This is a genomic window from Polynucleobacter sp. VK25, assembly GCF_018687355.1.
Lineage (GTDB): Bacteria > Pseudomonadota > Gammaproteobacteria > Burkholderiales > Burkholderiaceae > Polynucleobacter.
In genome coordinates this window covers 143847-160750 of record NZ_CP061288.1, presented here as the reverse complement: position 1 = coordinate 160750, position 16904 = coordinate 143847, and the positions used below count along the sequence as shown (strand labels likewise).

General features: G+C 46.1%; 15 protein-coding genes. All 15 read right to left on the bottom strand.

All coding sequences use genetic code 11. The annotated features are described in order from the left end of the window. Position 1: 1 nt before the first annotated feature. The 15 genes from AOC21_RS00895 to bioB all read right to left on the bottom strand — a co-directional run bounded on the left by AOC21_RS00895 (position 2) and on the right by bioB (position 16841). A complete protein-coding gene (locus tag AOC21_RS00895) occupies positions 2-859 on the bottom strand; it encodes a cell division protein FtsQ/DivIB (protein ID WP_215391947.1) in 858 nt (285 codons plus the stop codon). Next, positions 856-1869 carry a D-alanine--D-alanine ligase gene (locus AOC21_RS00890; RefSeq protein WP_215391946.1) on the bottom strand — a complete coding sequence of 338 codons (1014 nt, stop codon included), beginning with the start codon at positions 1867-1869 and terminating at the stop codon, positions 856-858. Before AOC21_RS00890 ends, AOC21_RS00895 begins: the two co-directional genes overlap by 4 nt. Then, complete coding sequence (murC, locus tag AOC21_RS00885) at positions 1862-3298, bottom strand: UDP-N-acetylmuramate--L-alanine ligase (protein ID WP_215391945.1); 1437 nt, start codon at positions 3296-3298, stop codon at positions 1862-1864. The genes AOC21_RS00890 and murC overlap by 8 nt, the downstream gene beginning before the upstream one ends. After that, positions 3295-4368, bottom strand: coding sequence for an undecaprenyldiphospho-muramoylpentapeptide beta-N-acetylglucosaminyltransferase (gene murG / locus AOC21_RS00880; protein WP_215391944.1), 1074 nt, complete (start codon positions 4366-4368; stop codon positions 3295-3297). Before murG ends, murC begins: the two co-directional genes overlap by 4 nt. Continuing rightward, positions 4365-5636, bottom strand: coding sequence for a putative lipid II flippase FtsW (gene ftsW / locus AOC21_RS00875; RefSeq protein ID WP_215391943.1), 1272 nt, complete (start codon positions 5634-5636; stop codon positions 4365-4367). The genes murG and ftsW overlap by 4 nt, the downstream gene beginning before the upstream one ends. Continuing rightward, positions 5633-7216 carry a UDP-N-acetylmuramoyl-L-alanine--D-glutamate ligase gene (murD, locus tag AOC21_RS00870; RefSeq protein WP_215392697.1) on the bottom strand — a complete coding sequence of 528 codons (1584 nt, stop codon included), beginning with the start codon at positions 7214-7216 and terminating at the stop codon, positions 5633-5635. Before murD ends, ftsW begins: the two co-directional genes overlap by 4 nt. Positions 7217-7268: 52 nt before the next feature. Next, complete coding sequence (gene mraY, locus AOC21_RS00865; RefSeq protein ID WP_215391942.1) at positions 7269-8438, bottom strand: phospho-N-acetylmuramoyl-pentapeptide-transferase; 1170 nt, start codon at positions 8436-8438, stop codon at positions 7269-7271. After that, positions 8429-9877, bottom strand: coding sequence for a UDP-N-acetylmuramoyl-tripeptide--D-alanyl-D-alanine ligase (gene murF / locus AOC21_RS00860; protein WP_215391941.1), 1449 nt, complete (start codon positions 9875-9877; stop codon positions 8429-8431). Before murF ends, mraY begins: the two co-directional genes overlap by 10 nt. Then, positions 9877-11427 carry a UDP-N-acetylmuramoyl-L-alanyl-D-glutamate--2,6-diaminopimelate ligase gene (locus AOC21_RS00855; RefSeq protein WP_215391940.1) on the bottom strand — a complete coding sequence of 517 codons (1551 nt, stop codon included), beginning with the start codon at positions 11425-11427 and terminating at the stop codon, positions 9877-9879. Before AOC21_RS00855 ends, murF begins: the two co-directional genes overlap by 1 nt. After that, positions 11424-13196 carry a penicillin-binding protein 2 gene (locus AOC21_RS00850; RefSeq protein WP_215391939.1) on the bottom strand — a complete coding sequence of 591 codons (1773 nt, stop codon included), beginning with the start codon at positions 13194-13196 and terminating at the stop codon, positions 11424-11426. Before AOC21_RS00850 ends, AOC21_RS00855 begins: the two co-directional genes overlap by 4 nt. Next, positions 13193-13459, bottom strand: a complete 267-nt coding sequence (gene ftsL, locus AOC21_RS00845) for a cell division protein FtsL (protein ID WP_215391938.1) — start codon at positions 13457-13459, stop codon at positions 13193-13195. Before ftsL ends, AOC21_RS00850 begins: the two co-directional genes overlap by 4 nt. Further along, complete coding sequence (rsmH, locus tag AOC21_RS00840) at positions 13456-14406, bottom strand: 16S rRNA (cytosine(1402)-N(4))-methyltransferase RsmH (RefSeq protein WP_215391937.1); 951 nt, start codon at positions 14404-14406, stop codon at positions 13456-13458. The genes ftsL and rsmH overlap by 4 nt, the downstream gene beginning before the upstream one ends. A 12-nt stretch (positions 14407-14418) precedes the next feature. Then, entirely contained in the window at positions 14419-14847 is a 429-nt protein-coding gene (gene mraZ, locus AOC21_RS00835; protein ID WP_215392696.1) for a division/cell wall cluster transcriptional repressor MraZ, read from the bottom strand. A 303-nt stretch (positions 14848-15150) separates the two neighbouring features. Next, positions 15151-15780 carry a 2-polyprenyl-3-methyl-6-methoxy-1,4-benzoquinone monooxygenase gene (gene coq7 / locus AOC21_RS00830; RefSeq protein WP_215391936.1) on the bottom strand — a complete coding sequence of 210 codons (630 nt, stop codon included), beginning with the start codon at positions 15778-15780 and terminating at the stop codon, positions 15151-15153. Positions 15781-15791: 11 nt separating this feature from the next. Further along, positions 15792-16841 carry a biotin synthase BioB gene (gene bioB / locus AOC21_RS00825; protein ID WP_215391935.1) on the bottom strand — a complete coding sequence of 350 codons (1050 nt, stop codon included), beginning with the start codon at positions 16839-16841 and terminating at the stop codon, positions 15792-15794. Positions 16842-16904: the final 63 nt, after the last annotated feature.

Below are 16904 nucleotides of genomic sequence, written 5' to 3'. Positions count from 1 at the left end.
CTCATTGCTTCAGCTCACTTTTTTTGCCGTCTACTTCATTCTTTTTCAAACTTGCAGAAGCAAGATGAACTGCGAAACCATTTGCATAACGCAAATCAACTGCGTCAACTCTATTCGCCCACTTTTCTTGCACCTGGGGCCAATACTTAAATAAGCGAGCAACGCGCTCTTCAGTCAAATTTTTATCGGAACTTTCTTCGTCGCGTCCAAATTCAACCTTCATACCATTCGAAAGCTTTACATGCCATGCATATCGCTCAGTGAGGGCCAGACTAGTTACTTCAGCACCCCATGGCTTAAACCAATTGTTTGCTTTTTCATAAAGACTCATCACTTCCTTACCAGCATCTGCAGGCCCAGAAAAATCGATTAAACGTACATCGTCGCTTACCTCTGATACGCGCCCAGTAAAGAGTTCGCCATGGGTATTCATGAGAGTATGGCTATCAGCCCCACCCCAGGTTCCAAAAGGCTTTTGCTCTTCAATACTGACAACCAATCCATTCGGCCAGACACGACGTACATTGACATGTCGCACCCAAGGCATGCTTTCAAAGCCACGCTTCACATCCTCTAGGCGAACACTGAAGAAATTGCCTTGCACTGTTTCGAGAACCTGTTGCTTAACAATAGGCTTATTAATATGCTTCAGAGTTTGACCGGCAACTGGCTCAATTTGAATTTGCTTCAAAGCAAATACTGGGCGTTGACTTAGCCAAACTAAAATCCCAATGACTAACATCACCACAAAACAACGGATCAAGAAACGGCTCAATTTCTCCATGCGATCTGAGTGGTTCCAAAGAGGAGCCATTAACATCGAGAAAATTTCACCAAAGCGATCCATGAAGTTGCTCATTTAGAGGCACCCTCTTTTTGCTGCAATGTTTGACTTAGCAACCAAATGACCAAGTCAGCGTACTCAATACCAGCTGCCTTGGCAGCCATTGGCACCAAGGAGTGAGAGGTCATGCCAGGAGAGGTATTCATTTCCAATAAGTAAGGTTTGCCAGTCTTCTGATCGAGCATCACATCAGCACGACCCCATGTTCGGCAACCTAAAGCTCTGTATGCAGCCAATGCCAACTCCTGAACTGCAGCATTTACTTCAGGCGCTAATCCAGTGGGGCACAAGTACTGAGTTTCGTCAGAGAAGTATTTATTATGAAAATCGTAGTTCGCCTGTGGTGGAATAATTTTGATCACAGGTAACGCTTCGGCTGTTTTACCGAAACCAACCAATGGGCAAGTAAGTTCATCTCCAATGATGCAGGTTTCTGCAATGACTTTTTTATCCAATCCAGCGGAAAGCTTATAAGCAGCCGGCAACTCATCCACCGATTTCACCTTGGTCAATCCCAAAGATGAACCTTCGTGCGCAGGCTTAACAATGAGTGGCAAGCCCAAATGCTTCACAACTGCATTCCAGTCGCTATCAGCAGTTAACTCTTCGTACTCAGGCGTAGCGAGTCCATTACTAATCCATACTTGCTTTGTAACAATCTTGTCGATTGCTAGAGCAGAGGCTAATACAGCGCTGCCGGTATAGGGTAGCCCTAATAATTCAAGTAGACCCTGAATGGTTCCATCTTCACCAAAGCGACCATGGAGAGAAATAAAGATACGATCGAAATTTTCTTTAGCTAATTCTGTTGGGCAACGTAAGCCTGTATCAAAAGCGTGTGCATCAACACCTTTTGAACGTAATGCTTCTAGTACGCCATTACCTGACATGAGGGAAATTTCTCTCTCGCCAGATTTACCGCCTAGCAAAACGCCAACACGACCCAATGACTTGAGGTCCAAGCTAGCTAAGCTAGTCCTTACCCGATCGCCCCAGGAACTCAAATTAACACCTACCTTAGACATTCTTTGCCTCCGACAACGTATTTGGCAAAGCAGAAATCGATCCTGCGCCCATCGTGATTAATACATCCCCATCTTTTAAAACTTGACTCAATTTTTCTGGCATCTCGGCAATACTTGCAGCGTAGGCAACGGCACCGGAATTCAATAAGACTTTAGAAGTCTTATCTTCAGCAATGGCGGCCTTCATCAAACTCTTGCTATCAGCACCTGGAATTTTTGCTTCGCCCGCTGGATAGACATCAGTCAAGACCAAGGCATCAAAACTTCGAAGAACCTGCACAAATTCACCAAAGCAATCACGCGTTCTAGTAAAGCGGTGTGGTTGGAATGCCAATACCAATCGACGATCTGGATATGCACCTCTAGCCGCAGCTAAAGTTGCTGCCATTTCTACTGGATGATGTCCATAGTCATCAATCAAAGTAAAGCTACCGCCCGATGCCAATGGAATCTCCCCATAGCGCTGGAAACGGCGGCCTACTCCGCTAAATTCGGAGAGGGCTTTAGTAATAGCTTCGTCGCCTACACCTAACTCTGTTGCAATACCAATTGCAGCTAAAGCATTACGCACGTTGTGTAATCCGGGCAAGTTCAGTGTGATATTGAGTGGGCCAGGCTTATTGCCATGTCTGCGCACCGTGCGACGATCAACTGTGAAATGCATCTGCGTGCCATCTGCGCGTACATTACTTGCACGAATATCCGCATCATCAGACAGTCCATAACGCAGCACTGGCTGAGATACAAATGGAATGATGTCGCGTACATTAGCATCATCAATACAAAGCACCGCAACACCATAGAACGGCATGCGCTGAATAAACTGCACAAATGCTTGTTTTAATCGAGCCATATCGTGCTGATAAGTATCCATATGATCAGCATCGATATTGGTAACCACTTCCATTGCAGGAAATAGTTGTAAGAAAGAGGCATCTGACTCGTCTGCTTCAACCACAATAAAATCACCGCGCCCCAGGCGTGCATTAGCACCGGCTGAATTGAGTTTGCCGCCGATTACAAATGTGGGATCCAGACCACCTTCAGCTAAGACTGAGGCAACTAAGCTAGTAGTGGTTGTTTTGCCATGCGTTCCAGCAATTGCAATGCCTTGCTTGAGGCGCATTAACTCACCCAACATCACTGCTCGCTGAATCACTGGAACCTTTGCAGCACGGGCAGCCAAGACCTCGGGATTATTGCCAGCTACCGCAGTTGAAATGACAACTGCCTCAGCAGTGCCAATATTTTTTGGATCATGTCCAATGTGAATGACAGCACCCAAGTCTCGCAGACGCTTAGTAACTACTCCATCGGCAAGATCAGACCCTGAAACTTGATACCCCAAGTTCAAAAGCACTTCTGCAATGCCGCTCATACCCGCGCCACCGATACCAATGAAGTGAATTTGCTGAACGATATGCTTCATATTCCCACCCCCGCACAGTCTGCACACACTTCAGCTACTCGCTGGGTTGCATTTGGCTTTGCTAAATCATGCGCACGCAATGCCATCTCTTTTAAATCCGTACGATTAAAGTTTTGAATCATTAATGCCAAATCTTGTGGGTTCAGCAATGGCTGCGGCAATAAAACTGCTGCATCTGCATTTGATAAAAACTGTGCATTAGCAGTTTGATGGTCATCAATTGCATGAGGAAAAGGAATGAGGCAAGAAGCAACGCCACAAGCAGCTATTTCAGAAACTGTCATAGCCCCTGAACGGCAAATCACTAAATCAGCCTGTGAATATGCGGCCGGCATGTCGTCAATAAATGGACGAATATCTGCAGTCACACCTAAGTCAGCATATCTTTTTTGCAGATCTGCTAAATGTTTATCACCCGCTTGGTGAATCACATTAGGACGCGAATCCTCTGGAATTAATGCCAACGCAGCAGGAATGTTTTCATTTAGAGCGGCGGCTCCCAAACTTCCGCCCACAACCAAAATAGACAAAGGCCCTTGACGCTGCTCATAGCGAGCTGCAGGCGCAAGCATGCGATCAAACTCTTCGCGTATCGGATTGCCAACCCATTCTGCATTTGCCATCGTATTGGGAAATCCAGTGAGAGTCCGCATAGCAATTTTGCTCAACGCACGATTGGCGCTGCCAGCGACTGAATTTGCTTCATGCAAGACTAATGGACGTTTCAACAACTTGCTGACCAAACCACCAGGGAAAGTAATATAGCCACCCATTCCCAAAACAACATTTGGTTTAACGCGGCGCATGATCTTCCAACTTTGAAAGCAAGCGCGCATGAGGTTGATCGGCAGCATCAACTTTGCTTTTAAACCTTTGCCGCGAAGACCGCCAAACTCGACCGCCTCAAATGGAAAATCACAAGACTTCACAAGGCGGTACTCCATGCCAGCTTGATTACCCAACCAAGAAACTTTCCAACCGCAAATCCGCAAATATTCAGCGACAGCAAGCCCTGGGAAAATATGCCCACCAGTACCACCAGCCATCACAAGAATTGAGGGTTTTGTCAAAGCTTCCCCCCGCGCATGAGAATGCGATTTTCAAAATCAATACGCAGCAACATTGCTACAGCCACTGCATTCATCAAAATTCCAGAGCCGCCATAACTGACCAATGGCAAGGTTAAGCCTTTGGTTGGTAACAGCCCAAGGTTTACACCCATATTAATGAAGGCCTGCCAACCAATCCAAATGGCAACGCCCTTAGCAGCAAGGCCTGCAAAGCTACGATCTAGTTGCAAGGCGGTACGACCAATTAAGAAGGCGCGACGTACGATCCAATAGAACAAGAAGATCATGACGACTACCCCAACAAAACCGAGCTCCTCACCAATCACAGCCATGATGAAATCAGTATGCGCTTCTGGTAAATAGTGCAATTTTTCTACACTACCGCCAAGACCCAAACCAAACCATTCGCCACGACCAAACGCCATGAGTGAATGAGTCAATTGATATCCCTTATTGGCAGCGTTATCCACTTGCCATGGATCCATAAACGCCAGCATGCGTCCACGACGGAAAGGGGAAAGCGCAATCATCGTTGCGGCACTCATCAAGCCAACCAGGATCAAACCACCAAATAATTTTGCGTTGATACCGCCCAAAAAGAGAATGCCAAATGCAATCAAGGCAACCACTACAAATGCACCCATATCTGGCTCAGCCATCAACAAACCACCGACTAGAGCAACCGCAATACCCATCGGTAGCATGCCCTTCACAAATGAATGGAGGTATTCCTGGCGTTGAACGGTGTAACTTGCTGCAAAAATTACTGCAGCGAATTTCATTAACTCGGATGGCTGAAAGTTCATTAAGCCCAAGGGAATCCAGCGCTTAGCGCCATTAACACCCTTACCTACACCGGGAATCAAAACTGCGATGAGCAGCAAAACGGTAAATCCGAAAATTACCGGCGAATAACGATCCCATACCTTGGTAGGAATCTTAAAAGTCCAGATTCCAACGCCGATCGCAATCGTCAAGGAAATGACATGGCGAATAAGGAAAAAGTTGCTGCTGTAATTAGCGTACTTAGGACCGTCAGCCAGAGTAATTGAGGCAGAGTACACCATCACCAAACCAATTAACATCAGCGAAAGAACTGCCCATACGAGTAACTGGTCATAGTCCATCATGCGTGAACGGGTCTGTTCTACACCGGATACAGCATCTCGCAAACCAGTGCGGAAGTTATCAATCCCACCTCGAGAAAAATTCCAGAAACGGTTTAACCCAAGACGATTTTCAGGAAATAATTTCTCTTTTAAGTTCATGCCTGAACTCCTTCAAAATGCATTCCTAGTTCTTCGACTTCTGCAGCAAACACTTGAGCGCGTTCCTTATAGTCACGGAACTGATCCAAACTTGCGCAAGCAGGTGATAACAACACTAAATCCCCAGATATGGCTTGGGCTGCTGCTGCCCGGACTGCTAAAGCTAAATCACCGCAATTAGTACTTGGGATTCCTAAGCCTAGAGCTTCACCGATCTCAGTACCATCCTTGCCGATGAGGAAAGCGCCCTTAACAAAACGTAAAGCAGGCTCACGTAGTGGACTGAAATCTTGACCTTTACCATCGCCACCAGCAATCAGCCAAATACGTTTTCCTGACTCATTGCTGCCTAGGCCATTTAATGCGGCAACCGTTGCGCCCACATTAGTACCCTTGCTGTCATCTACATACTCAACGTCTCTAACGATTGCAATGCTTTGTACACGGTGTGGTTCACCATGGTAGTCACGTAAGCCATGCAAAAGTACGTTCATTGGCAAGTTAGCTGCACGAGCTAAGGCAAGTGCAGCCAATGCATTTAAGGCATTGTGGCGACCACGAATTCTTAAGGCATCGGCTGGGATCAAACGCTTGAGTCGCAATGGCTCTTCTTCCTCAATGGCTGCAGACTTCCGACGGCGCTTGGGCTTAGGTTCTACGTCTTCGTCAACTTCTGCCCATACTAGCCAATCAATTCCGCCGGCACGTAAGTCGTGCTCAATACCAAAAGCACCCTGCTCATCTGGTCGATTAGAACCAAAAGTCACTATAGACTTCTCTGCTTTTTGCTCCTCTGAAAGTAAGCCCATAACTAATGAGTCATCACGATTCAGAATGCACACCGTATCAGCACCAAATATTCTTAACTTAGCGTCTGCATAAGCCTGCATATCGCCATGCCAATCTAAATGATCTTGAGTAATATTCAACACTGTTGCTGCTGTAGCGTTCAATGTGTGGGTATAGACCAACTGAAAGCTGGATAACTCTAATACCCAAACATCTGGCATATCCACAATTTGATCCGCTGTATCCAAACAACTCATGAGCTTTTCAAGAGCGGCAGGGCTAATGTTTCCTGCAACAGCAACCTTCTTACCGGCGCGTTCGCAGAGTTGGCCAGTCAATACAGTGGTCGTTGTTTTCCCATTGGTACCAGTAATGGCCAATACTGAAGCCGTATAGCCTAACTCTTGCGCTTGTGCCATACGACTTAAAGCGGAGATCGCGCGCGCAAAAAATTCAATCTCGCTCCATACATCAATTTCGGCTTCTTCAGCTTTTACCAAGAAAGAATAAGTCGGGTCTTGGACTGGTGAAAGTCCCGGACTGATGCCAATCACATCAATTTCCTTCAGCAGGTCATCTTGCAAAGGACCAAAACAAATATCTTTTAGGCCGGCAATACGAAGTTCTTCTAGCCAAGCATTTTGACGCTCAGTAAATGTTGATTGATCACGTGTATCTGCTAGACGTACCTGTGCACCATTACGCAAACACCACTTCGCCATGGCTACACCAGACTCACCTAAACCCAAAATCAGGAATCGGTTAGGTGCTTGATAGCCTTCATCAGCCATAAAAGCTGAATTTGCAAAGGTATTTTCTAAGGTCAACATATTTTCTTTTGGATTACCGTAACTTCAAGCTAGACAAGCCAATTAAGACTAAAAGAATGGTGATGATCCAGAAACGAACAACTACCTGCGTTTCTTTCCAGCCACCTAATTCAAAATGGTGATGTAATGGCGCCATCCGGAAAATTCGACGGCCTTCGCCAAAATGTTTTTTTGTGAACTTGAACCAAAATACTTGCAACATTACTGAAACTGTTTCTGCAACAAAAATACCGCCCATCACAAACAAGACAATTTCTTGTCGGACAATAACGGCGATCGTGCCAAGCGCTCCACCCAAAGCGAGTGCACCCACATCGCCCATAAATACTTGCGCTGGGTGCGTGTTGTACCAAAGAAATGCTAGCCCAGCACCGCCCATGGCACCGCAGAAAATCATTAATTCACCAGCGCCCGGAATATATGGGAAGAGAAGGTACTTTGCATAAATCGCATTACCCATCACATAGGCAAAAGCACCTAAAGCTGCACCCACGAGAATTACCGGCATGATGACGAGACCATCAAGCCCATCAGTCAGATTGACAGCATTACTACTACCAACAATCACCAAATAACTCAAAATAATGAAACCCATGATTCCTAGTGGGTAGCTCACTTCTTTCATGAACGGTATTAATAAATCGGTTTTTGCAGGTAGGTCCAGAGCAAAGCCACTTCTGAGCCACTCATAGAACAATTGCAGCACTTTGAGGTTATTTACTTCAGAAACTGAAAATGCAAGATAGATGGCAGCAAATAAACCAATTAAGGTTTGCCAGAAGAATTTCTCCCTCGAAGCCATTCCCTTAGGGTCTTTGTAAACTACCTTGCGATAATCATCCACCCAACCCACTAGTCCAAATCCAAAAGTAACGATCATCACAATCCAAATAAATCGGTTGCTGAGATCGGCCCACAACATACATGAGATGAACATGCCAATCAAAATCAATACACCACCCATGGTTGGGGTACCTGATTTAACTAAATGCGTCTGAGGACCATCGGTACGTACCGCCTGGCCCATCTTCAATGCAGCCAACTTACGAATAACCCAGGGCCCAGCTGCCAAACCAATTAATAATGCAGTAACCGTTGCCATCACCGCTCTAAAGGTGATGTAGTTAAATACCCGGAAGAATCCGAAATCATCTTGTAGCCACTGCGCCAACATTAAGAGCATGTTTTAGCCTCCTCTAACAAGGCCTGCACTACACGCTCCATGCGCATAAACCGTGAACCTTTAACCAAAATATTGAGATGTTGATTGCTGCCGCTAGACTGCGCATGTAGTGCATCTCTTAGTTGCACAATCAGACTATCCATATCTGCAAAATGTTTTGCATGGGCTGTAGTTGCGCCGTCCTTATCTGCCTCATTAAATCCCTGAAGGGCAAACTGGCATTGCTCTCCCAAAACAAAAAGTTTGGCAACTCCCTGTTCGGCCGCATAAGCACCGACCTCGCGATGGAACTCTGGACCTTGATTACCAACTTCACCCATATCGCCCAAAATCAACCAAGATAAATTACCGGATTGTTTTAAAGCATCAATTGCTGCTCTAACTGAATCAGGATTGGCGTTATAGCTATCATCAATGAGGGTGCGATTAGAGTCGATCGCCTTAGCTTGCATGCGACCATTTACCGGTGAGAATGATTCAAGACCCTGTTTAATTTTTTCAAGACTTACGCCGGCCGCAATACCAACAGCGCTTGCTGCTAATGCATTACGAACATTGTGACTACCCAAAGTGTTTAGCTGAACTTCAATAGTTCCTTGCTCTGTTTGGATTTGCACATGCCCATTACTTAATAAACTTCCAGTCACGGCAGCGGATGCCTTGGTCTGAGCGGATGCCAGAACAAAATCAATTACCTTACGACCAGCAGCGGCCTGATGCCACACGCCTGCAAACTCTGAATCTGCAGGGAAAACAGCAACTCCATCGCTTTGTAAAGCACGAATAGCATCTGAGTGCTCTTCTGCCACTGCTGCTACGGTAGCCATGAATTCTTGATGTTCGCGTTGAGCATTGTTTATTAATGCAATGTTCGCTTGAGCAATTGCAGCCAACTGCGCTGTTTCACCAGGGTGATTCATACCGAGCTCAACTACCGCAAGGCGATCGCTTGAACGTAATTTCAATAGTGTTAACGGCAAGCCAATATCATTATTTAAATTGCCTTTGGTTACCAAAGTATTTTGCTCACCGACTGCGGCCTTGAAAATCGAAGCAATCATTTCCTTAACAGTGGTCTTACCATTGCTACCAGTAACCAATGCCAAAGGAATAGGGTGGTTAGCGCGCCATGCTTTTGCCAAGTTTCCTAGACCAACACGGGTATTTGAAACGCAAATTGCTGGCAAATCCGCTGGGCATTTATCTTGATTACTAATCAGAGCAGCACTTGCACCTGCTTTCGCAACATCAGACAAGAAATCGTGCGCATCAAATCGTTCACCAACCAGAGCCACAAATAATTCATTGCGTTCGATCTGACGACTATCTGTGCCCACGCGAGAAATAGATAGCTCTTGAGCAGTATTTCCAGACGCGTTAAGCAACGTACTTCCAGGCAACATGGCCTGTGCTTTAGCAAGTGTTGTCATGATGGACATTAGATTCCACCTCCTGCGGCCAAGCGAATATGCTCCTGATCAGAGAAATCAAATTTCTTGCCATTGATTTCTTGAGTGGTTTCGTGACCCTTACCAGCAACTAAGACAATGTCGCGAGCATCCGCATGGCGAATAGCGGCCATAATCGCAGCCGCACGGTCTACAATCATTTGCACATTTTTTGCATCGCTCGAAATACCGCTACGAATCATCTGCATGATGACTTGCGGGTCTTCTGAGCGGGGATTATCACTTGTGATCAGAATATGGTCGGCATTGCGTTCGACAACGGCGCCCATAAGAGGCCGTTTACCAGCATCCCGATCACCACCACAACCAAATACGCACCAGATTTGTCCGCCACGCTCTTGTGCAATGGGGCGCAAAGCCTGCAAGGTTTTCTCTAAAGCATCCGGAGTATGTGCGTAATCTACAACCGCTAGCAAACCGTCTGTTTTTTGAGATTTACTGAGGCGAATTAATTCCATGCGGCCAAGCACTGGATTTAATTGACTGATCTTTTTACTAGCAGCATCACAATCAATACCCTGTGTAAGTAATACTGTCCATACGGCAAGTGCATTACTTAAATTAAATTCGCCCAATAATGGAATGTGCAGTTGAACACCGCCGATATCCCCACAAACAAAAGTGGAGTTGTAGCCTGCACCAGTCAGCACAGTGTCTAAAGCGTATATACGTTGTAGGCGATCGCCAAATTTTTCAAAGCCCACAAATGCATTTTGTGACAACGCATATGCCCAAACTTTGAAGCCATCCTTCGCTAATAAATTCATAGCCAACTCACGACCAAATGCATCATCTAAATTGATAACTGCATTCTTAAGGCCGGTTTGCTGAAATAACTTAGCCTTTGCCTCAGCATATTCCGCCATACTGCCGTGGTAATCCAAATGGTCTTGCGTCAAATTAGTAAAAACAGCGCAAGAAATTTCTGTTCCTGCAATTCGATCTTGCTGCAATGCATGTGAAGATACTTCGATCGCAACTTGTTTTGCGCCAGCGTTACGTAATTCTGCTAGCTGTGTTTGCAGCTTCGGAGCGTCTGGAGTTGTATACCCGGTCTGAACCAATGCTCCGGGGAAGCCAGTACCTAAGGTACCCAAAACTGCCGTGCGATGATTGCTAGCATCCAATGCTTGAGCAAGCCACTGAGTAATACTTGTTTTTCCATTTGTACCGGTAACGCCAATGACGTTTAATTCCTTGCTGGGGTGGTCATACCACTGTGAGCATAGCTGGCCAGCTTGCGTAGCAAGATTTTCTACTGCAATGCACTGTGGATGATCAACAAATTGATTGTCCATACCGACTGGATCAAACACCACAGCTGCTGCACCATTCTCTAGAGCTGCTTTAATAAACTGGCGGCCATCGCATAATGCATTGCCATGTCCTACGGGATATGCAAAAAAGATATCGCCAGATTGAATCTGGCGACTGTCCGCACACACTTTGGCGGAAGAATTCGCTAGGGTGTGTAAGTGGTCAATCAAATGATTGGTGTCTATTTTCAACGCCACCCTCATCGCTTTAGAACCACATGTTGAGCTTGTGCGTTTGCAGCTTGAATCTCCTGCGGATTCCGATCCTGCAATACCATTTGCTTGACTTTGCTATCTGGCAAAACATTTAAAGTATGCAATGTTTCACTCACAATGGTTGAGAACACGGGTGCTGCTACGTCACCACCGTAATGGCTACCGCCAGTAGGCTCATCAATCATTACTGCAACAACAATCCGGGGTGCGCTAATGGGTGCTAAGCCTGCAAAGTAAGCGCGGTATTTATTGCCATACCCTTTACCAACTAACTTATGTGCTGTTCCAGTTTTTCCGCCAACACGGAAACCTTCGGCCTGCGCCTTAATTGCAGTGCCTCCAGGCTCAGTTACCGACTCCATCATGTTGCGCATTTCAATCGCGGTTTTTGGAGAAAGCACTTTTGTGCCCGGTTTGAAATTTGGGCTACGTTCAATTGTCAACGGCACTAATTCGCCATCACGCGCAAAAACGGTATAAGCCCGCGCTACCTGAAACAGCGATGCAGAAATGCCGTAACCAAAAGCAATACGCGCCTGATCCGTAGGCATCCATTTTTTGAAGGGATGCACTGTACCAGCGACAGCTCCAGGGAATCCAATTTTTGGCGCTTGACCCAAACCAACTGCTGTGTAGAAATCCCACATCTCTTCAGCAGAGAGATTATTCATCGCAATTTTTGCAGTTCCAATATTGCTAGACTTTTGAATAATTTGTGCAACCGTTAAATTTCCATACGGATGTGTATCTGTAATTGGCTTAGGACCAACCAAATATTTCGCACCAATTACCATATTGGTATCGGGCTGAACCGCACCTTTTTCCAAAGCAATAGCAATGGTTAGAGGCTTCATCGTTGAGCCAGGCTCAAAGGTATCAGTCAACACACGATTACGTAATTGTTCGCCAGTTAAATACCTACGATCATTTGGGTTGTAGCTTGGATAATTTGCTAAGGCTAAAATCTCGCCGGTTTGCGTATCCAGGACAACAGCGCCACCTGCCTTAGCATGATGCTTCTCAACTGCATCTTTCACAGCGTTATAAGCCAGGAATTGAATCTTGCTATCAATCGACAAATTAAGATCTTTTCCGTTTTGCGGCAACTGCAAGATGGCAACGTCTTCAACCACACGACCTAAGCGGTCCACTACTACGCGTCTTTGGCCAGGATGACCCGCAAGTTCATTCTCGCGAGAAAGCTCCATGCCTTCCTGACCCTTATCGTTCACATTGGTAAAACCAACTACATGGGCCATCGCCTCGCCTTCTGGATAGAAGCGACGATATTCATTATTTAAGCCAATGCCCGGAATTTCTAATTGCTTAATCTGTTGTGCAACAGCTGGATCTACTTGACGCTTTAAGAAGATTTGCTTGCGCTCCTCTTTTAGCTTCTTGCGTAAATCAGATTCACTCATCTGTAATAAAACCGCCAACTTCTGCACTTTGTCAGCAGCCAAATCGTCAGGTACCGTGTCGTTATAAGCAATGACTGACTTTGCTTCGAGGCTTGTTGCAATGACTTGACCATTGCGATCCAAAATTTTTCCACGGCTAGCGGGCAGCTCTAATTCACGCTGCGTACCACGCACACCCTTAGCTTCATAAAATGCATTACCTGGACCCTGAATCCAAAATGCTCTTAGCAATAGCATCATGAAAACAAAGAACAAAAGGAATAGCATCAAGCGCGAACGCCACATTGGCAGACGCAATACTAGGTTTGGCGTAGTAGAAAAACCAACCGGTCTCATTTAGCCTCCTTCAAGTACAAGGTACGCTCAGGAGAAATCGGGGACATACGCAATTGATTGCGCGCTACGTCACGAATACGTGCAGACTTTGAAAGATTGCGCTGCTCATATTCAAGACGCAACCATTCTTGATTTAACTTGCGCTCTTCAATCTGTGCACGCTCTTGCAAAATAAATAACTTACGCGCACGTTGCTGGGCTGCCACTAATGAAAGGGCGCAAATTAATAGCAATGCGAGCAAAGTCAGAGTGGCGCGATTCATGCGGATGTTCCCATACGCTTTTCGGCGACACGCATAATGGCTGAACGTGCACGAGGATTTTCGGAGACTTCAGCATCGCTTGGTTTAATACGACCAATAATCTCAAGGGCGCTTTGTGGTAAATCTCTGTCGCGCACAGGCAAACCACGCGGCACTTCTACTTTTGCATGGGCTTGCATGAACTGTTTCACGATACGATCTTCAAGCGAGTGAAAACTGATCACCGCCAGTCTTGCGCCAGGCTTTAATAATTTCAAAGCCGCTTTTAAGCCGAGCTCTAAATCTTCCAGCTCGCGGTTAATAAAAATACGTAAGGCTTGAAATGTTCGTGTTGCAGGATCTTGACCTGCTTCACGTGTACGCACAACACTTGCTACTAGACTAGCTAACTCTGTCGTAGTTTTTGGGGACAAGCCTTCTTCACGCTTAGCCACAATGGCCTTCGCAATCTGAAATGCAAAGCGCTCTTCTCCGTAAGTCTTAATCACGTGTGTGATTTCCTCGGGTGGTGCTTGCTCCAACCACTCTGCTGCAGTTAAACCATGATCGGTATTCATACGCATATCGAGCGGACCTTCGCGGCGAAACGAAAAGCCACGATGTGCTTCGTCCACCTGCGGTGAACTGATGCCCAAGTCTAATAAAATGCCATCGACTGATGCTGGTTCTGCGTACTGATCCATCTGCGCAAAACTGTCGTGCACAATCCTCAAGCGAGGATTGTTGATTTGTTGCGCTACTGCGATCGCATCTAAATCCTTGTCGAAAGAAATCATGCGTGCTGATGGATTCAATTCTTTGAGCAGTGCTTGTGTATGACCGCCGCGCCCAAAGGTTCCATCGATTACCAAAATTTGTTTTGACGTATTTTGATTTTGAATTAGCGGACCGCCAACTAGCGCCGTCACCGCCTCGGCCAGCAACACTGGGCGATGAGTTATGTTCATGGCACCCTGTCATCAAAAATTAAATTGCTTGAGTGCTTCAGGCATGCCTAGTGCAATGGCAGCCTGTTCTTTTGCAGCGTATGTTGCTGCATCCCACAACTCCAAGTGACTACCCATGCCGAGCAAAATCACTTCTTTTTCAATTCCCGCTGCTGCACGTAATTCTGGACTCACTAAGACACGACCTGCGCTATCCAAATCCATCTCTGCAGCATTACCTAAGAAAATTCGACGCCACCAATGTGCATCCATCGGGAGTTGTGCAACTCTTGCCCTGAAGGTTTCCCACTCAGGTCTTGGAAAGAGAAGTAAGCAGCCATCGGGGTGTTTTGTGAGCGTGATTCGACCCTCGCCCTGTACCAACAAGGCGTCACGATGCTTAGCCGGCACAGACATGCGGCCTTTTGCATCTAAATTGAGAGCTGACGCACCTTGAAACACCATTTACCCCACTTTTTCACACTTCCTCCCACTTTAGAGGATCGCACTAAGAGGGTCAAGTGTTTTTAGGAGTTTTTTTGGGAATTTCCCTAGTGTTTACAAACACTTAGCGTCATGTGTTGAGAAAATGGTGATAATAAAATAGCTACTTGAAACAATGGCTTGGAAAATATACTTAAGAATAGATCTTAGCTATTGGGCTAGATAATGCCTAAATATACTGTGTTTAAAAACAGTAATGCTTAAAAAAATATATCAAAATTAATCAGAAATGGATTTTGCGACTTCAATCGAATTTCAGTTTTAAATTTTGTAAGCAGTTGTGGTCATTACCTTGGACATTGCCTGCATTATTTTCTGAATTGGCTCTGGCAAATTTGCGCCGCCTGCATTTTTTGCAGCTTGCCCATGATCAATTTCATCGCTGCGCATTTGCTCAACAATTGCACGTGAACGTTGGTCATCTTTTGGTAATTTTTCGAGATGACTTTCTAAGTGATTCTCCACTTGTTTTTCTGTTTCAGCAACAAAACCTAAACTCCACTTATCACCCGCTAACCCTGCTACCAAGCCGATTGCAAAGGATCCAGCATACCAAATCGGATTGAGATAACTAGTGTGTGATCCAAGTTCTTGAAGACGAGTTTCACACCATGCAAGATGATCCATTTCTTCTCGACCAGAGTGATCTAACATCTCCTGAATTTCTGGATTTCGTGCGACTAATTTTTGTGATTGATACAGCGCTTGTGCACAAACTTCACCGACGTGATTTACGCGCATGAGTCCAGCCGCATGTTTGCGCTCGGCAGTATCTAATCCAGACTTACCCCCAAAATCAGATCCCGGTGTTGGTCTATGAGCACTAGCTCCCCCAACCACCGACCGAAGGGCGGTATCAAATTCCAGAATAAAACGATCTATCGGAGACATTTTTGGGGGATTTAGACCAAAACCTCTGCTTTGCAGCTTTGTTTGGTTTTCAAGCCCAACTCGGCCAAAAGTGCGCGGTCTTGTTCTGCCTCGGGATTACCGGTAGTGAGCAGTTGCTCACCATAGAAAATAGAATTAGCGCCAGCCATGAAGCACATAGCCTGAACAGCCCTGCCGAGCTCCTGGCGACCAGCAGATAGGCGCACGCGCGCCTTAGGCATAGTGATCCTAGCAACCGCAATAGTTCTGACAAACTCAAGTGGATCCAACGGTTTTTGCTCAGCCAAAGGCGTGCCTGCAACTGGTACCAAATGATTAATAGGCACCGATTCTGGATATGGACTCAAATTGGCAAGACGAGCTAAAAATGCTGCTCGCTGCTCTCTAGACTCACCCATGCCTACGATGCCGCCACAACAAACTGACATGCCGGCAGCGCGGACATTCGAAATCGTATCTAGACGATCTTGATAGCCTCGGGTTGAGATCACGGAGCGGTAAAAATCTTCACTGGTGTCCAAGTTATGGTTATAGAAGTCCAAGCCAGCCTCTTGAAGTGCCTGAGCTTGATCAGCCTCCAGCATGCCTAGGGTGGCGCAAGTCTCTAAACCAAGCGCTTTTACGCCCTTGATCATGGCAGTTACTTTTTCAATATCGCGATCTTTAGGTTCGCGCCAGGCGGCACCCATACAAAAACGGTTAGAACCAGCCGCTTTAGCCGCTTTAGCAGCCTCCAGAACCTCTTCTAAGCCCATCAACTTCTCGGCCTTGACGTCGGTGTCATAACGAGCTGCTTGAGGGCAATAGCTACAGTCTTCAGGGCAGCCGCCTGTCTTGATTGACAGCAAAGTGGCCAGCTCCACATCACCCTCTGGGAAATAGGTCTTGTGGGCATCTTGAGCTTTCAACATCAATTCATTGAAAGGTAGAGCAAACAAGGCCTCAATTTGAGCCACCGACCACTCACCTGATGCTTCGATCCCCGAATTTGCACCCTCATGCAAATCAGCCTTCGATTTGAACTGGGTTAAGGGTTTTTCAACGGTTTGAGTGTCCTGCATAGCTAAATTCCAGAAATTAGGTAGATTCAAGGCATAAACATAACAGATACAGGCCTGAATTTG

What these genes read in the sequence shown, in the direction of transcription:
- AOC21_RS00895 (WP_215391947.1), bottom strand. Translation starts at nt 859, where the DNA reads ATGAGCAACTTCATGGATCGCTTTGGTGAAATTTTCTCGATGTTAATG.
- AOC21_RS00890 (WP_215391946.1), bottom strand. Translation starts at nt 1,869, where the DNA reads ATGTCTAAGGTAGGTGTTAATTTGAGTTCCTGGGGCGATCGGGTAAGG.
- murC (WP_215391945.1), bottom strand. Translation starts at nt 3,298, where the DNA reads ATGAAGCATATCGTTCAGCAAATTCACTTCATTGGTATCGGTGGCGCG.
- ftsW (WP_215391943.1), bottom strand. Translation starts at nt 5,636, where the DNA reads ATGAACTTAAAAGAGAAATTATTTCCTGAAAATCGTCTTGGGTTAAAC.
- murD (WP_215392697.1), bottom strand. Translation starts at nt 7,216, where the DNA reads ATGGCTGATGAAGGCTATCAAGCACCTAACCGATTCCTGATTTTGGGT.
- mraY (WP_215391942.1), bottom strand. Translation starts at nt 8,438, where the DNA reads ATGCTCTTAATGTTGGCGCAGTGGCTACAAGATGATTTCGGATTCTTC.
- murF (WP_215391941.1), bottom strand. Translation starts at nt 9,877, where the DNA reads ATGTCCATCATGACAACACTTGCTAAAGCACAGGCCATGTTGCCTGGA.
- AOC21_RS00855 (WP_215391940.1), bottom strand. Translation starts at nt 11,427, where the DNA reads ATGAGGGTGGCGTTGAAAATAGACACCAATCATTTGATTGACCACTTA.
- AOC21_RS00850 (WP_215391939.1), bottom strand. Translation starts at nt 13,196, where the DNA reads ATGAGACCGGTTGGTTTTTCTACTACGCCAAACCTAGTATTGCGTCTG.
- ftsL (WP_215391938.1), bottom strand. Translation starts at nt 13,459, where the DNA reads ATGAATCGCGCCACTCTGACTTTGCTCGCATTGCTATTAATTTGCGCC.
- rsmH (WP_215391937.1), bottom strand. Translation starts at nt 14,406, where the DNA reads ATGAACATAACTCATCGCCCAGTGTTGCTGGCCGAGGCGGTGACGGCG.
- coq7 (WP_215391936.1), bottom strand. Translation starts at nt 15,780, where the DNA reads ATGTCTCCGATAGATCGTTTTATTCTGGAATTTGATACCGCCCTTCGG.
- bioB (WP_215391935.1), bottom strand. Translation starts at nt 16,841, where the DNA reads ATGCAGGACACTCAAACCGTTGAAAAACCCTTAACCCAGTTCAAATCG.